At 61.6% G+C, this 14163-nt stretch carries 11 protein-coding genes; 5 read left to right on the top strand and 6 right to left on the bottom strand.

Translation table 11 applies throughout. The features are described from left to right. Positions 1–312: 312 nt before the first annotated feature. Positions 313–540, top strand: coding sequence for a hypothetical protein (locus APH34_RS13340; RefSeq protein WP_024717704.1), 228 nt, complete (start codon positions 313–315; stop codon positions 538–540). 106 nt (positions 541–646) lie between these two features. On the opposite strand, the gene APH34_RS13335 is transcribed toward APH34_RS13340, so the two are convergent. From APH34_RS13335 to APH34_RS13315, 5 genes are all read right to left on the bottom strand, one after another. Beyond that, positions 647–1129, bottom strand: a complete 483-nt coding sequence (locus APH34_RS13335) for a copper chaperone PCu(A)C (RefSeq protein ID WP_054901499.1) — start codon at positions 1127–1129, stop codon at positions 647–649. Continuing rightward, the gene (locus tag APH34_RS13330; RefSeq protein WP_054901498.1) at positions 1130–1738 is read right to left on the bottom strand and encodes an SCO family protein; all 609 of its coding nucleotides are present in this window, start codon (positions 1736–1738) and stop codon (positions 1130–1132) included. 200 nt (positions 1739–1938) lie between these two features. Then, the gene (nfuA, locus tag APH34_RS13325; RefSeq protein WP_054901497.1) at positions 1939–2523 is read right to left on the bottom strand and encodes a Fe-S biogenesis protein NfuA; all 585 of its coding nucleotides are present in this window, start codon (positions 2521–2523) and stop codon (positions 1939–1941) included. A 58-nt stretch (positions 2524–2581) separates the two neighbouring features. Further along, positions 2582–3616, bottom strand: coding sequence for an acyltransferase (locus APH34_RS13320; protein ID WP_054901611.1), 1035 nt, complete (start codon positions 3614–3616; stop codon positions 2582–2584). A 142-nt stretch (positions 3617–3758) separates the two neighbouring features. Continuing rightward, positions 3759–6059, bottom strand: a complete 2301-nt coding sequence (locus APH34_RS13315; RefSeq protein WP_054901496.1) for a fatty acid cis/trans isomerase — start codon at positions 6057–6059, stop codon at positions 3759–3761. A gap of 165 nt (positions 6060–6224) precedes the next feature. Here APH34_RS13315 and metH point away from each other — a divergent pair, with 165 nt between their 5' ends. Next, a complete protein-coding gene (gene metH / locus APH34_RS13310) occupies positions 6225–9932 on the top strand; it encodes a methionine synthase (RefSeq protein WP_054901495.1) in 3708 nt (1235 codons plus the stop codon). Between the two features lie 235 nt (positions 9933–10167). After that, positions 10168–10386, top strand: a complete 219-nt coding sequence (locus APH34_RS13305) for a DUF2970 domain-containing protein (protein WP_054901494.1) — start codon at positions 10168–10170, stop codon at positions 10384–10386. A gap of 321 nt (positions 10387–10707) precedes the next feature. Here the strand turns inward: APH34_RS13305 and APH34_RS13300 are convergent, their stop codons facing one another. Then, positions 10708–11784: an ABC transporter substrate-binding protein gene (locus tag APH34_RS13300; RefSeq protein ID WP_054901493.1), complete on the bottom strand. Its 1077-nt coding sequence runs from the start codon at positions 11782–11784 to the stop codon at positions 10708–10710. Positions 11785–11996: 212 nt separating this feature from the next. On the opposite strand from APH34_RS13300, the gene APH34_RS13295 reads away from it, so the two are divergent. Both APH34_RS13295 and APH34_RS13290 read left to right on the top strand, forming a co-directional pair. Then, positions 11997–13649, top strand: a complete 1653-nt coding sequence (locus APH34_RS13295) for a nitrite/sulfite reductase (protein ID WP_054901492.1) — start codon at positions 11997–11999, stop codon at positions 13647–13649. Beyond that, positions 13633–14127, top strand: a complete 495-nt coding sequence (locus APH34_RS13290; protein WP_054901491.1) for a DUF934 domain-containing protein — start codon at positions 13633–13635, stop codon at positions 14125–14127. The genes APH34_RS13295 and APH34_RS13290 overlap by 17 nt, the downstream gene beginning before the upstream one ends. Positions 14128–14163 lie beyond the last annotated feature (36 nt).

Genomic DNA, 14163 nt, shown 5'->3' with positions numbered 1-14163 from the left:
ACAACAGCAAGTCGCGCCACACGTGCAGTTCTGAACCTAGGAATACTCCTACAGTCAGTAGGCTTTTGAATGCAGATGCTGCCCCAACTGCCAAACAGCGCAGCAGAGCGCTTTTATTCAGGCATATCAAATGCCGTGCTTCATCGCGTACGCACTGAACCACCAGCAACGATAAACATGCCGTTTATAAGTAACGAGTTTTTACAGCGTTGCCAGAGCGAGTCTTTGCCACGACCTCAGCGCGTTTTGCCAGGGGAGTAGAAGCCCACCAACCCTCTGCTACACTGACAAGGCTGAATGGAGGATCCTGCCATGTCCGAAAGAGAGCTCACCACCCTCCTGTCGCTGATGAACCAGCGCCAGGCCTGCCTGAACAGTGCCTGCAAGGAGATTGCCGACTGGATCGACCGGCAGGGCGATGTGCCCGCCGCAGGCAAGATCCGCGCAAGCCTGAAGGCGCTGGAGGCCGATGAGGCCCAGGTTCGAAAGACTCTGACGTCGCTGACACTCGACAGGCCGCTGCCCAAGTTTCGCAGCTGACTGAACCAAAGACCGGCGCGGGAGCGGGCTTGCAGGCGAAGGCGGCAACGCGATTAAGCGGTTCGCGGGGCAAGCCCGCTCCCACAGGCCGCCCCGTTCAAACTTATCAGTGCTTCATGTGCATGTGGTCATGCCCACCGCCAGCCTCGGCGTTGAGCGGACGCACTTCGGCCTGCACGTCGAGGGTTTCCTTGGCCCCCTTGGCATCCTCGATGGTCAGGGTCAGTGGCACTTTCTCGCCTTCCTTCACCTGATTGTTCAGGCCCATCAACATTACATGCAGGCCATTGGGGTCCAGGGTCACGGCCTTGCCGGCTGGCAACTCGACAGCCTTCACCTCACGCATGCCCATCACGTCGCCATTCATGGTCATCTCGTGCACCTGCACGGTCTTGGCCACGGGCGAAGCCACGCTCACCAGCTTGCTGTCGCTGCTGGCGGTCAAGGTCATGAAGGCACCGGTGGACTGCTGGTGCGGCACGCTGGCACGAACCCAGGCATCACTCACTGTGGTCTGGGCCAGGGCCGGCAGGGCCAGGCCCATCAGTGCCAGGGCAGCCAGGCCGCGTTTGATCGGTTGCATCGACATTCAGCAGATCTCCATCAGGGTGACCAGGTCTTCGGCGCATTCCTTGGCGTTCAGGGAATGGCCCAGGCTCAGGCGCAGGGTGCCACGTGTGTCGTAGACGTAGCTGGTGGAAGAATGAGAGATGGTATAGGTGTCACCGGCCGGAACCTTCTCGTAGAACACCTTGAACTCCTTGGCGACCTCGGCGATTTCCTCCGGGGTGCCAGTCAGCGCGGTGAACGACGGGTCGAAGGCCTTGACATAGGCGTCGAGCACTTCGGGGGTGTCGCGCTCCGGGTCCAGGGTGATGAACACCACCTGGAACAGTTGGCGATCGCGGCCTTTGAGCAGGTTCTTGATTTGCACCGCCCGCGCCAAGGTGATCGGGCAGACCGCCGGGCATTGGGTGAAACCGAAGAAGATCATCGGCATGCTGCCGTAGAAGCTGGACAGGGTGACGTCGTTGCCCTTGGTATCCTTCAGGCGGAACTTGCGCCCGAGGATCTCGTTGCTCATGTTCTTGCCGTACTTGAACTCAAGCCCCCGTGCCGGGTTGCAACCCGCCAACAGGCCGAGCCCGAGAACGCCCATCCCAGCGACAACTGCGCGCCGGGTCAACAGATCATTCATGGAACCATCCTTTACAGGGAAGGTGCCGACCCTCGGGACGGGCCGGCCGAAAAACCGGGGCATTCTGGCATGACACCTCGAGGGCTTCTACCCGACGAAGGCGGTGATGGCCTGCAGCCCTTTAAACACGGGCTGCGGCCTGTTGTCGCAGGGGTTGAATCCGTAACAGATTGTTGCTAGATGTGCGCCACGACCCCGGATCAGTAGTAGGCGTTTTCCTTCTGGGTGTGGTCGGTAACGTCACGCACGCCCTTGAGTTCCGGAATACGCTCGAGCAGGGTGCGCTCGATACCGTCTTTCAGGGTAACGTCGGCCTGGCCGCAGCCCTGGCAACCGCCACCGAACTGCAGCACGGCAATGCCGTCGTCAACCACATCCACCAGGCTCACCTGACCACCGTGGCTGGCCAGCCCCGGGTTGATCTCGGTCTGCAGGTAGTAGTTGATGCGCTCGTTGATCGGGCTGTCTTCATTGACCATCGGCACCTTGGCATTCGGCGCCTTGATGGTCAGCTGGCCGCCCATACGGTCGGTGGCGTAATCGACCAGCGCATCTTCCAGAAACGGCACGCTGACGGCGTCGAGGTAGGCGGTAAAGCTCTTCAGACCCACGGCGGTGTCGTCAGGCTTCTCTTCGCCCGGCTTGCAATAGGCAATGCACGTCTCGGCGTACTGGGTGCCCGGCTGGGTGATGAAAATGCGAATGCCGATGCCAGGCGTGTTCTGCTTGGAAAGCAGATCAGCCAGGTAATCATGGGCGGCGTCGGTAATGGTTATAGCGCTCATGGAAGTTCCTCACAGACTTGCGGCCAAGTGTACGCCAACCTGGCCTGTGAACAAAGTCCTAGTATTTAACTCGGGAAAGCGCAAATGCCGGGCTTTGCTGCCGTGGTTGCGCCAGCCATGCCTGCATCCGCCGGTACAGGCCACGCTCCAGCCATTGGTAGCTGAACCACGACATTAGTCCAATGGACGGCACGCACAGGGCGAATACCAGGTAGGGATTCAGGTGCAGGCGCTCGCTGGCGAACCAGCCCGCATACAGCACCAGCACGTGAATCAGGTACACCGAGTAGGAGCAGTCACCCAGTGCCTTGAGCACACGGTTGCCCTGGAAGTACGGTTCCAGGGCGATGAATGCCAGCACCACCAGCGCGCTCGGCACGCCCCAGTGCAGCAGGCGTTGTGACGCATCGAGGTGGTAGATCGCATACCCCGCAGCGCCCAGCACCACCAGTGGCAGCCACAACCCCTCGCGCACCAGGCCACGCCGATACAGCACACCAAGGCCGATACCCAACAGAAACTCGTAGATGATGCCGTTGTTGTAGAAGTGGCTGAGCACCCCCAGGCGGCCAAGCACCTCGCTGACCAGCAGCAACGCCGCCGTCACCAGCAGCAGGTGGTGGCGCTGGCGAACCAGAAAGGCCAGGCCGAACAGCAGGTAGAAAAACATCTCGAAGTTAAGCGTCCAACCCACGTTCAGGGTGGGGTACAAGCCATAACCCCCAGGGTTTTGCGCCGGGATGAAAAGCATCGACAGCAACAGGTGGCGCCAGGCGAACTCCTGGTGCGGCATCCACTGACTGAACGCCAGCAGCACCACCGCCATGAGTGCCGTGTAGAACCAGTAGGCGGGTATGATACGCAGCGCCCGATTGAGCAGGAACTGCCGCGGTTCGATGGGCTTGTCGCGGGTCGACAGGTAGATCACCAACCCACTGATGACGAAAAAGATGTCCACGCCCACCGCGCCCCGGTCGGCGAGCAACTGGCCAATGGGGCCGGTGGCATGGAAGTCGAAGAAGATCTGCATGAAATGGTGGCAGACCACCACCCAGGCGGCGAACGCCCGCAGTGCCTGAAGCGAATACAGCATGTAATACCCTGCGATTGCCGGTGCATTGAGGCCTTGGCGAACGCGGTGCGTTCGATCGCCGAAAGCGGCGATGGGCTGCAAGCAGCCCCGGACCACCCAACCTTTCCGACCGCAGTCGTATCGGAAAGGTCAGGCCAACCGATCAGAGGTTCTCGTAGCGGTTCATGTCGAGCACGCCGGCCTCCACCGGTTCGGTCTCCTTGATGTAGGTGTTCAGGTCATGGAAGTAGTGCCAGAACTGCGGGTGGCTGCGGCGCACGCCCCACCGCATGACGATACGCTCGAACCTGGCCGCATCGTCGCGTGCATACTCCATGTCCTCGACAAACTCCGGCACGTCGCTGGCAGGGATGTTGAAGATGAAGTTCGGGTAACTGCTGAGCACCCCGGGGTACAAAGTCAAGGTGTCCAGGCCCGGCTGGTAGCGGTAGGCTTCGCCGAGCAGGAAGGCGACGTTGCTGTGGGCACGGTTGCGCAACAGGCTGTAGACCTGGCGTTGGCCACCCTGCCCTTCGATACGCAGCAGGGTTGCCTCTGGCAATTGGTTGATCACTTTCAGCCCGGCAGCCGGACGGGACACCAGACGGCTGAGCGATTGCTCGACGTTACGGAACTCTTCACTCATCTGGGGCCGTGAGCAGTATGCGCCCTGGCAGCGGTTGATCGGGTCGGGTGCGGCATTCAGGCTGCCGGTGCGCTGTACCAGCTTGAGGCCGAAATCGCGCTTGGGGTTGCGCGGGTCGAGCTTGATACCGCTTGGGGTATCGGTGTCGATGTCTTCATAGTCCAGCCACATCTTCACCTTGCCGCTGTTCTGGTACCAGTCGCTGAGGATCGCGCCACGCTGGTCGGCCGGCATCAGGCGCAGGAAGTTGACCTCGGCACCATTGCGAATCAGGTCGAAGTACAGGCGAGTCTGCAACTGGTGCGAGACGTTGCCGAACACATCGAAATTGACCGCCAGCTGGTAGTAGGTGCGCTCGAACAGCGGATAGTCGAACAGCCACATTGTCAGCGGCACGTCGCCGATCAGGCCTTTGGTTACAGACGCACTGTCGAAGTGGCGGAAAATGCTCAGCAACGCATTGTCGTTGCCGGCCCACAAGCTCGACCAGCCCGGCGCGGGCATTTGCGCATAGGCCTCACGGCGCAGCTTCTCGTATTCGTTACGTTTGTCGCGGTAGGCATGCCAGAGGGTGAGCACACTGCCCACATCGTCGATCTGCCCCGGCATGGCCAGCAGCGGGGTGGCCTGGCCACGGTATTCGGCATCGGTGATGTAACGGTCGTGGGCCGGCTCCTGGAACAGCGCCCAGAAGTTGTCACGGATCACGTCGGTGGCGATCTGGCCACGGCACACCGGGCCGCGGATGAAGGTGCGGACGAAGTATTCGGCGTTGTCGAGCATGAACTGGTAGCGCGCCACCGCCGGGATCGCCTCGAAGGTTTCGAACGGGTTGGCCCGATGACGCGGGCCATAACCTGGCAATGCGGTGGCATGCCAGTCGCCAGCGTAGAACAGCTGCTTCACGCGCTTGAGTTTTTGGGGCCCCATTGGGTAGGTGATGTGGGTCTTGTGAACGATCACGCCCTGCACCGGGATCAAGCGGTAGTAGAAGTCGGTGCCTGGCGGATCGTTGGGGCGACGGGTGGCGATCAGGTCCACCGGCTGGCCACTGGGCGTGCGCGAGCGCACCCACTGGAAGAAGTGGCCCTGCTCGCCGCCGACAAAGTAAATGTGCGCCAGGAACAGGTGCTCGTACAGCCACCGGCCCACCAACGCTTCGGTGGAGCCTGGGCGGTTGAGCAACGCTTCCCAATCAGCGATCTGCCTGGCCTCTACCGGGCTCGGCGTGATCGCTTGATACTCGACCGGCGCACCCGCGGCCAGCCAGCGCTGCAGCGTCTGGTATTCCGGGTCGGTTAGCCCAGTGACCGCCAACGGCATGCCCTCCTTAGGGTGCGCGCCGGCATAGGCGTCGAACTCATGGGGCAACGGGCACATATTGTTGCGATTCAGGCCCAGGACGATTTCGTCCGGCAGCTTTGCGTTGGGGGTCAGCGGCGTCTTGTGCCCCAGCTCCAGCATCCGCGCCATCAGCGCGGCCTGGCTGCCCTGGTTGTCGAGCACTGAGTAGAAACCCTTCTTGCGCCACTCCCCTTCGCTGTGAGCGTCGTAGAACAGCCGTGTAGTGGGCACTGCCTGGCTCCGTTCACCCTGGTACACCGGTACCTTGGTCGCGCCGCGCACCGCGCCTTCCGGGCTTTCCAGCTTCAATTGGCAGGCAGCATCGTTGCAGGCATGGCAGGCCACGCATTTCTCTGTGAGGATCGGTTGAATATCCCGAGTGTAGGAGATTGCCGGGCTTGATTGGGGGGCTTGCCCGAACGCCGCGCCGCTGATGAGCAGGGCGAAGGCGACGACAAGAATACGCTGCACCATGTGCCGAAAGTCCTGGGTTCTGAAAGCTATCACGATTGCCTGGTCGTTCTTGGGTGCTTTGGGCTCAACATGAACGAAATTCATGCAATTGGCTGATGCGCCTAAAAACCGCGCAGCTTTGATATGATTCCGCACCTTCTGATTTCGCCCGACCAGGTAGTTCCTATGTCCGACCGCAGCGCTCGTCTCCAAGCACTCCAGCACGCACTCAATGAGCGCATTCTGATCCTCGACGGCGGTATGGGTACTATGATCCAAAGTTATCGCCTCGAGGAACACGACTATCGTGGCACGCGTTTCGCCGATTGGCCAAGCGACGTGAAGGGCAACAACGATTTGCTGCTGCTCAGCCGCCCCGATGTCATCGCGGCCATCGAGAAAGCCTACCTGGATGCCGGCGCCGATATTCTCGAAACCAACACCTTCAACGCCACGCAGATTTCCCAGGCCGACTACGGCATGGAGTCGCTGGTTTACGAACTGAACGTCGAGGGCGCACGCATCGCCCGCCAGGTGGCCGATGCCAAGACCCTGGAGACCCCGGACAAGCCGCGCTTCGTTGCCGGTGTGCTCGGCCCGACCAGCCGTACCTGCTCGATTTCCCCGGACGTCAACGACCCTGGCTACCGCAACGTTACCTTCGACGAGCTGGTGGAGAACTACATCGAAGCCACCCGCGGGCTGATCGAGGGCGGCGCCGACCTGATCCTGATCGAGACCATCTTCGACACCCTCAATGCCAAGGCGGCGATCTTCGCCGTGCAGCAGGTGTTCGAGGACGACGGCATCGAACTGCCGATCATGATCTCCGGTACCATCACCGACGCCTCGGGCCGTACCCTGTCGGGCCAGACCACCGAAGCGTTCTGGAACTCGGTGCGCCATGCCAAGCCGATTTCCGTAGGCCTGAACTGCGCACTGGGCGCCAAGGACCTGCGCCCGTACCTCGAAGAACTGTCGACCAAGGCCGACACCCATGTTTCAGCCCACCCCAACGCCGGCCTGCCGAACGCCTTCGGCGAGTACGACGAAACCCCGGCCGAGATGGCTGCCGTGGTCGAAGAGTTTGCTGCCAGCGGCTTCCTCAACATCATCGGTGGTTGCTGCGGCACCACGCCAGGGCACATCCAGGCCATCGCCGAAGCCGTGGCCAAGTACAAGCCACGCAAGATTCCGCAGATCGCCAAAGCCTGCCGGCTGTCGGGCCTAGAGCCGTTCACCATCGATCGCCAATCGCTGTTCGTCAACGTCGGCGAGCGCACCAACATCACCGGCTCCGCCAAATTCGCCCGCCTGATCCGCGAAGAGAACTACACCGAGGCCCTGGAAGTCGCCCTGCAGCAGGTCGAAGCCGGCGCCCAGGTAATTGACATCAACATGGACGAAGGGATGCTCGACTCCCAGGCTGCCATGGTGCGCTTCCTCAACATGATCGCCGGCGAGCCCGACATTTCCCGCGTGCCGATCATGATCGACTCCTCCAAATGGGAAGTGATCGAGGCCGGCCTCAAATGCATCCAGGGCAAGGGCATCGTCAACTCGATCTCCATGAAGGAAGGCGTCGAGCAGTTCAAGCACCACGCCCGCCTGTGCAAGCGCTACGGCGCTGCGGTGGTGGTGATGGCCTTCGATGAAGTCGGCCAGGCCGACACGGCCGCCCGCAAGAAGGAAATCTGCCAGCGAAGCTACGACATCTTGGTCAACGAAGTGGGCTTCCCGCCGGAAGACATCATCTTCGACCCGAACATCTTCGCCGTTGCCACCGGCATCGAAGAACACAACAACTACGCCGTCGACTTCATTGAGGCCTGTGCCTACATCCGTGACCACCTGCCCCATGCCCTGAGCTCGGGCGGGGTGTCCAACGTGTCGTTCTCGTTCCGCGGCAACAACCCGGTGCGCGAAGCGATCCACTCGGTGTTCCTGTTCCACGCCATCCGCAACGGCCTGACCATGGGTATCGTCAACGCCGGCCAGCTGGAGATTTACGACGAGATTCCAGCCGACCTGCGCGAAAAGGTCGAAGACGTCGTGCTCAACCGCACGCCGGAAGGCACCGACGCCTTGCTGGCCATCGCCGATGACTACAAAGGCGGCGGCGCCACCAAGGAAGTCGAGAACGAAGCCTGGCGCTCGCTACCCGTTGGCAAGCGCCTGGAACATGCCCTGGTCAAGGGCATCACCGCGCACATCGTCGAGGACACCGAGGAATGCCGCCAACAGTGCGCTCGCCCAATCGAGGTCATTGAAGGGCCATTGATGAGCGGCATGAACGTGGTCGGCGACCTGTTCGGTGCCGGCAAGATGTTCCTGCCCCAGGTGGTCAAGTCGGCGCGGGTGATGAAACAGGCCGTGGCCCACCTGATCCCCTTCATCGAAGCTGAGAAAGGTGACAAGCCTGAAGCCAAAGGCAAGATCCTGATGGCCACGGTCAAGGGTGACGTGCACGACATCGGCAAGAACATTGTCGGCGTGGTGCTCGGCTGTAACGGTTACGACATCGTCGACCTCGGCGTGATGGTGCCGGCGGAGAAAATCCTGCAAACCGCCCGTGACGAGAAATGCGACATCATCGGCCTCTCCGGCCTGATTACCCCGTCGCTGGACGAAATGGTCCACGTTGCCCGTGAAATGCAGCGCCAGGGCTTCGAGCTGCCACTGATGATCGGTGGCGCCACCACATCCAAGGCGCACACCGCCGTGAAGATCGAGCCCAAGTACAGCAACGATGCCGTCATCTACGTTACCGACGCCTCGCGCGCCGTGGGCGTGGCCACCCAACTGCTGTCCAGGGAGCTCAAGCCAGGTTTCGTGGAAAAGACCCGCCAGGAATACGTCGAAGTACGTGAACGCACCGCCAACCGCAGTGCCCGCACCGAACGCCTGAGCTATGCCCAGGCAGTGGCGGCCAAGCCGAAATACGACTGGGCCGGCTACCAGCCGGCGGTGCCCACCTTTACCGGTGTCAAGGTGCTGGAAGACATCGACCTGCGTACCCTGGCTGAGTACATCGACTGGACCCCGTTCTTCATCTCCTGGGACCTGGCCGGCAAGTTCCCACGCATCCTCACCGACGAAGTGGTCGGCGAAGCGGCCACTTCGCTATACAAGGACGCCCGAGAGATGCTCGACAAGCTGATCGACGAGAAGTTGATCAGCGCCCGCGCGGTGTTCGGTTTCTGGCCCGCCAACCAGGTGGCCGACGACGACATCGAAGTCTATGGTGACGACGGCCAGCCGCTGGCCACCCTGCACCACCTGCGCCAGCAGACCATCAAGCCCGACGGCAAGCCAAACTTCTCCCTGGCCGACTTTGTCGCGCCGAAAAGCAGCGGCGTAACCGACTATGTGGGCGGTTTCATCACCACCGCAGGCATCGGTGCCGAGGAAGTGGCCAAGGCGTACCAGGACAAAGGCGACGACTACAGCTCGATCATGGTCAAGGCCCTGGCCGATCGCCTAGCTGAGGCCTGTGCCGAATGGCTGCATGAACAGGTACGTAAAGAGCACTGGGGTTACGCCCGCGACGAGCACCTGGACAACGAGGCGCTGATCAAGGAGCAGTACAGCGGCATCCGTCCCGCCCCTGGCTACCCGGCCTGCCCGGACCACACCGAAAAGGCCACGCTGTTCCGCCTGCTCGATGGCACTGCGATTGGTGAAACCGGGGCTAGCGGCGTGTTCCTGACCGAGCACTTCGCCATGTTCCCAGCGGCAGCGGTCAGCGGTTGGTACTTCGCGCACCCGCAAGCGCAGTACTTTGCGGTGGGCAAGGTCGACAAGGACCAGATCGACAGCTACAGCGCGCGCAAAGGCCAGGAGGTCGGTGTGAGTGAACGCTGGTTGGCGCCGAACCTGGGTTACGACAGCTGAGCCCGCCCCGGCCTCATCCTCGGCGCCCACAGCCCCCAAGGTTGGATCAGTGTCCAACTTCTTGGGGGCAGTCCACCCTTGTAGGAGCGGGCGTGCCCGCGAATACCGGCCAAGCCGGTGCCAACCACCGCGTTAACTCCAGGTTCAAATCCCTCTGAAGGCACAAGCGGGCAATGGTGCCGGCGCTTTCACCTACAATGTCCCTGATTGCCTCCGATACAGCTCAGGAGCCACCATGGACGACTCAAGCCAAGGCAAGCCCCCTACGTTGTGGCAGATGCTGCACAGCATCCTCGCCGCCGCCTTCGGTGTGCAAAGCGGCAAGAACCGCGCGCGCGATTTCACCCACGGCAAAGCCAGCCACTTCATCGTGCTGGGCACGTTGTTCACCCTGGTTTTCATTCTGGTGCTGATAGGCCTTGTACAACTGGCCATGCACCTGACCGCCCGCTAAAACGCGAACCGCCCACGCAAGTCCATTGCGCGGGCGGCCTGCTTGCATCACGGTCTTGTCACGAAGGTTACTGGTGGCTGACCCAATACACGGCAGTGACCACCACCAGGACGATCAGGCACAGTATCGCCCAGGCATCAACACTGCTGTCAGCCTTGCGGACCTTGGTTGAGTTTCCCATTGCATTGCCTCTTGTAGTGGTTATGGGAATGCACTTCACACCCAGCAGTTAAGACGAGCACCGCCCAGCTCTCAAGCGGGCGCCCCGCACAATCGACGAATGACGCCTGATACCCGAGATGAGCGCACGCTGGTTGGTCTTCAGTACGCCATGGGGGACGTCAGGAACGGGTATTGATAATCGGCTGGGCGCCCTTCGGCGCTGTAGGGCTGGAAGTGAACGCCATGCCCGTCTTGTTCGAGCAGCTTCAGCCAGCGCCGGGCCTTGGCCTGGTCGATCAACTGCAGGGCTGGCACGGTGTGCTCGCGCTGGCCATCACGGTTGATCTCGAGCCCCAGAGCGTCGTCATGCAGCATGACCATCGCCCAGCCCCCCAAGCTGAAGTGGCCGCCCATCAATACACCCAGGCGTCCGTCGATACGCGCACGCAAGGCTTCGGGGGAGCTGTTGATCGCGCTGAACACCACATCACGCCCCGGCTTGCGCCCGGCGGCCTCGAACGCCTGCATGGCACCGAAGGCCATTTCGTCGTTGGCCGACCACACCAACTGAGTATGCGGATAACGCTCAAGCAGTACCTGCGCCTGTTCGAAAGCACGCTGACGGCTCCAGCCACCGTAAACCACCTGGCGCAAACGCACCTGAGGAAAGTCGGCCAGGGCCCGGCGCATGCCCGCCTCGCGCAGCTGCGAAGCCGGCGTGGTCTTGACCCCGGCGAACGCCACCAAGTCCACCGGGCCATCGCTGCGCGGCAGCAACGCAACCATCTGGTGCAGCATCTGGTAACCGGCCTGCTCATCGTTGGTGGTCAGCGCACCCAGCACCGGGGCATACTTTTCAGGATGCGCCTGGACGCTCTGCGCCTGGCTGGCGGTCAAACCGTTGTTGACCAAAAACAACTTGACCCCCGTGCCCTGGGACAAGCGGATGATCTCCGGGGCTACATACTGCTCGTTGACCAGCACCAAATAATCTGGACGTTGCGGGCCGTCGAGCACTGCCCGTGCCTGGGTCAGTGCCAACCCGGCGTTGCGTTCGCTGTACGCCACCTGCAGGGTCATACCCAAGTCGTCGGCGGCCGCCTGCATGAAGCGCGAATAACTCGCCCAGAATGCCTCATTGGGCAACCCAGGGTTTAGGAAAACCACTGAAGCGGCATGTGCGCCAGCTGCCAGCGGCAGGCTCAGGCACAAGCTTTGGCAAAGCGCCTTGAGCATGCGGTTACACCCCTTGCAACAAACACGCGAGTATAAACACATGGCACCGAATGACGAACAAATGCCAGTCAGTCTCACTTAGTCCGTTTGGTTCTTTTCATATGCAAAAACATCACTTTAGCGCATAAACGCAACCTGATATCGTTCCCCGGCTCCGAACCGGAGTGCGCGGCCGTGCGCGCGAATAGCTGCATGCCTGAGACAGGACTTTTATGTACGTATACGACGAGTACGATCAGCGGATCATCGAGGACCGCGTCAAGCAGTTCCGTGATCAGACCCGCCGCTACCTGGCCGGTGAGCTGAGCGAAGAAGAATTCCGCCCTCTGCGCCTGCAGAATGGCCTGTATATCCAACGTTTCGCGCCGATGCTGCGCGTCGCCGTGCCCTATGGCCAGCTGAACGCCCGCCAGGTCCGCACACTGGCCAAGATCGCTCGCGACTACGACAAGGGCTACGCCCACATTTCCACCCGTCAGAACGTGCAGTACAACTGGCCGGCGCTGGAAGACATCCCGGACATCCTTGCCGAGCTGGCCACCGTGCAAATGCACGCGATTCAGACCAGCGGCAACTGCCTGCGCAACACCACTACCGACCAGTTCGCGGGCGTTGCCGCAGACGAAATCATCGACCCGCGCCCCTGGTGCGAGATCGTTCGCCAGTGGACCACGTTCCACCCAGAATTCGCCTACCTGCCACGCAAGTTCAAAATCGCCATCAACGGCTCCAAGGAAGACCGTGCCGCCATCGAAGTGCACGACATCGGCCTGGAGCCTGTGCGCAACGCGGCCGGTGAACTGGGCTTCCGTGTACTGGTCGGCGGTGGCCTGGGCCGTACCCCAGTGGTCGGTTCGTTCATCAATGAATTCCTGCCGTGGCAGGACCTGATCAGCTACCTCGATGCCATCCTGCGCGTGTACAACCGTTACGGTCGCCGTGACAACAAGTACAAGGCGCGGATCAAGATCCTGGTCAAGGCACTGACGCCGGAAGTGTTCGCCGAAAAGGTCGAGGCCGAAATGGTCCACCTGCGTGGCGGCAGCTCCACCCTGACCGAAGAAGAACTGCAGCGCGTTTCGCGCCACTTCGTCGACCCGGCCTACCTGCCCCTGGACAATGTCGACTACAGTGCCCAGGACGCTGAAAACCCGGGCTTCGCCCGTTGGCGCTCGCGCAACACCCGCGCCCACAAACGCCCAGGCTATGTGGCCGTGACCCTGTCGCTCAAGCCCACCGGCGTTGCCCCTGGCGACCTGACCGACAAGCAACTGGACGCCGTTGCCGACCTGGCCGAGCGCTACAGTTTCGGTTTCCTGCGGACCTCGCACGAGCAGAACATCATCCTCGCGGACGTCGAGCAACGCCAATTGCACGCGCTGTGGCTGGAGCTGCGCGAGAGTGGCTTCGCCACACCGAACATCGGCCTGCTGACCGATATCATCTGCTGCCCGGGCGGTGACTACTGCTCGCTGGCCAACGCCAAGTCGATCCCGATCGCCGAATCCATCCAGCGCCGTTTCGACGACCTGGACTACCTGTTCGACATTGGCGAGCTCGACCTGAACATCTCCGGCTGCATGAACGCCTGCGGCCACCACCACGTCGGCCATATCGGCATCCTCGGCGTGGACAAGAAGGGCGAAGAGTTCTACCAGGTGTCACTGGGCGGCAATGCCGCGCGCGACGCAAGCCTGGGCAAGATTCTCGGCCCGTCCTTCGCCCAGGATGACATGGCCGATGTGATCGAGAAGCTGATCGCCGTGTACGTGGAACAACGTACCGAGGAAGAACGTTTCATCGATACCTACCAGCGTATCGGCATCGACCCCTTCAAGGAACGCGTCTATGCAGCGAATCATTAAGAACAACCAGATCGTCGACGAGACCTGGCACCTGCTGCCCAAGGAAACCACGCTCGACGAACTGACCAACTGCGATGACTACATCGTCCCGCTGCAACTGTGGCGCGACCATGCCCATGTGCTCAAGGCCCGCGACGGCGGCCTGGGCGTGTGGCTGGACAGCGATGAACAGGCCGAAGAAATCGGCGAAGACGTGCAGCACTTCCAGGTCATCGCCCTTAACTTCCCGGCGTTCACCGACGGGCGCAGTTACTCCAATGCGCGCCTGCTGCGCGACCGCTACAAGTTCAAGGGCGAGCTGCGGGCCATTGGCGACGTACTGCGCGACCAGCTGTTCTTCATGGCCCGTTGCGGCTTCGATGCGTTCGCCATCCGCGCCGACAAGAACCCTGAAGATGCGCTGCAAGGCTTGAAGGACTTCTCGGTGACCTACCAGGCTGCCACTGACGAACCACTGCCGCTGTTCCGCCGCCGCTGATCGTCACCCGCCATGGCCCACGTCGCTGGGCCATGG

The sequence above is a fragment of the Pseudomonas sp. NBRC 111131 genome (genome assembly GCF_001320525.1).
GTDB lineage: Bacteria > Pseudomonadota > Gammaproteobacteria > Pseudomonadales > Pseudomonadaceae > Aquipseudomonas > Aquipseudomonas ceruminis.
This window is presented reverse-complemented; position numbering and strand designations above follow the sequence as displayed.

Coding starts and splice junctions, on each gene's coding strand:
- APH34_RS13315 (WP_054901496.1), bottom strand. CDS start 6,059: ATGGTGCAGCGTATTCTTGTCGTCGCCTTCGCCCTGCTCATCAGCGGC.
- APH34_RS13320 (WP_054901611.1), bottom strand. CDS start 3,616: ATGCTGTATTCGCTTCAGGCACTGCGGGCGTTCGCCGCCTGGGTGGTG.
- APH34_RS13295 (WP_054901492.1), top strand. CDS start 11,997: ATGTACGTATACGACGAGTACGATCAGCGGATCATCGAGGACCGCGTC.
- APH34_RS13330 (WP_054901498.1), bottom strand. CDS start 1,738: ATGAATGATCTGTTGACCCGGCGCGCAGTTGTCGCTGGGATGGGCGTT.
- APH34_RS13305 (WP_054901494.1), top strand. CDS start 10,168: ATGGACGACTCAAGCCAAGGCAAGCCCCCTACGTTGTGGCAGATGCTG.
- APH34_RS13335 (WP_054901499.1), bottom strand. CDS start 1,129: ATGTCGATGCAACCGATCAAACGCGGCCTGGCTGCCCTGGCACTGATG.
- metH (WP_054901495.1), top strand. CDS start 6,225: ATGTCCGACCGCAGCGCTCGTCTCCAAGCACTCCAGCACGCACTCAAT.
- APH34_RS13290 (WP_054901491.1), top strand. CDS start 13,633: ATGCAGCGAATCATTAAGAACAACCAGATCGTCGACGAGACCTGGCAC.
- APH34_RS13300 (WP_054901493.1), bottom strand. CDS start 11,784: ATGCTCAAGGCGCTTTGCCAAAGCTTGTGCCTGAGCCTGCCGCTGGCA.
- APH34_RS13340 (WP_024717704.1), top strand. CDS start 313: ATGTCCGAAAGAGAGCTCACCACCCTCCTGTCGCTGATGAACCAGCGC.
- nfuA (WP_054901497.1), bottom strand. CDS start 2,523: ATGAGCGCTATAACCATTACCGACGCCGCCCATGATTACCTGGCTGAT.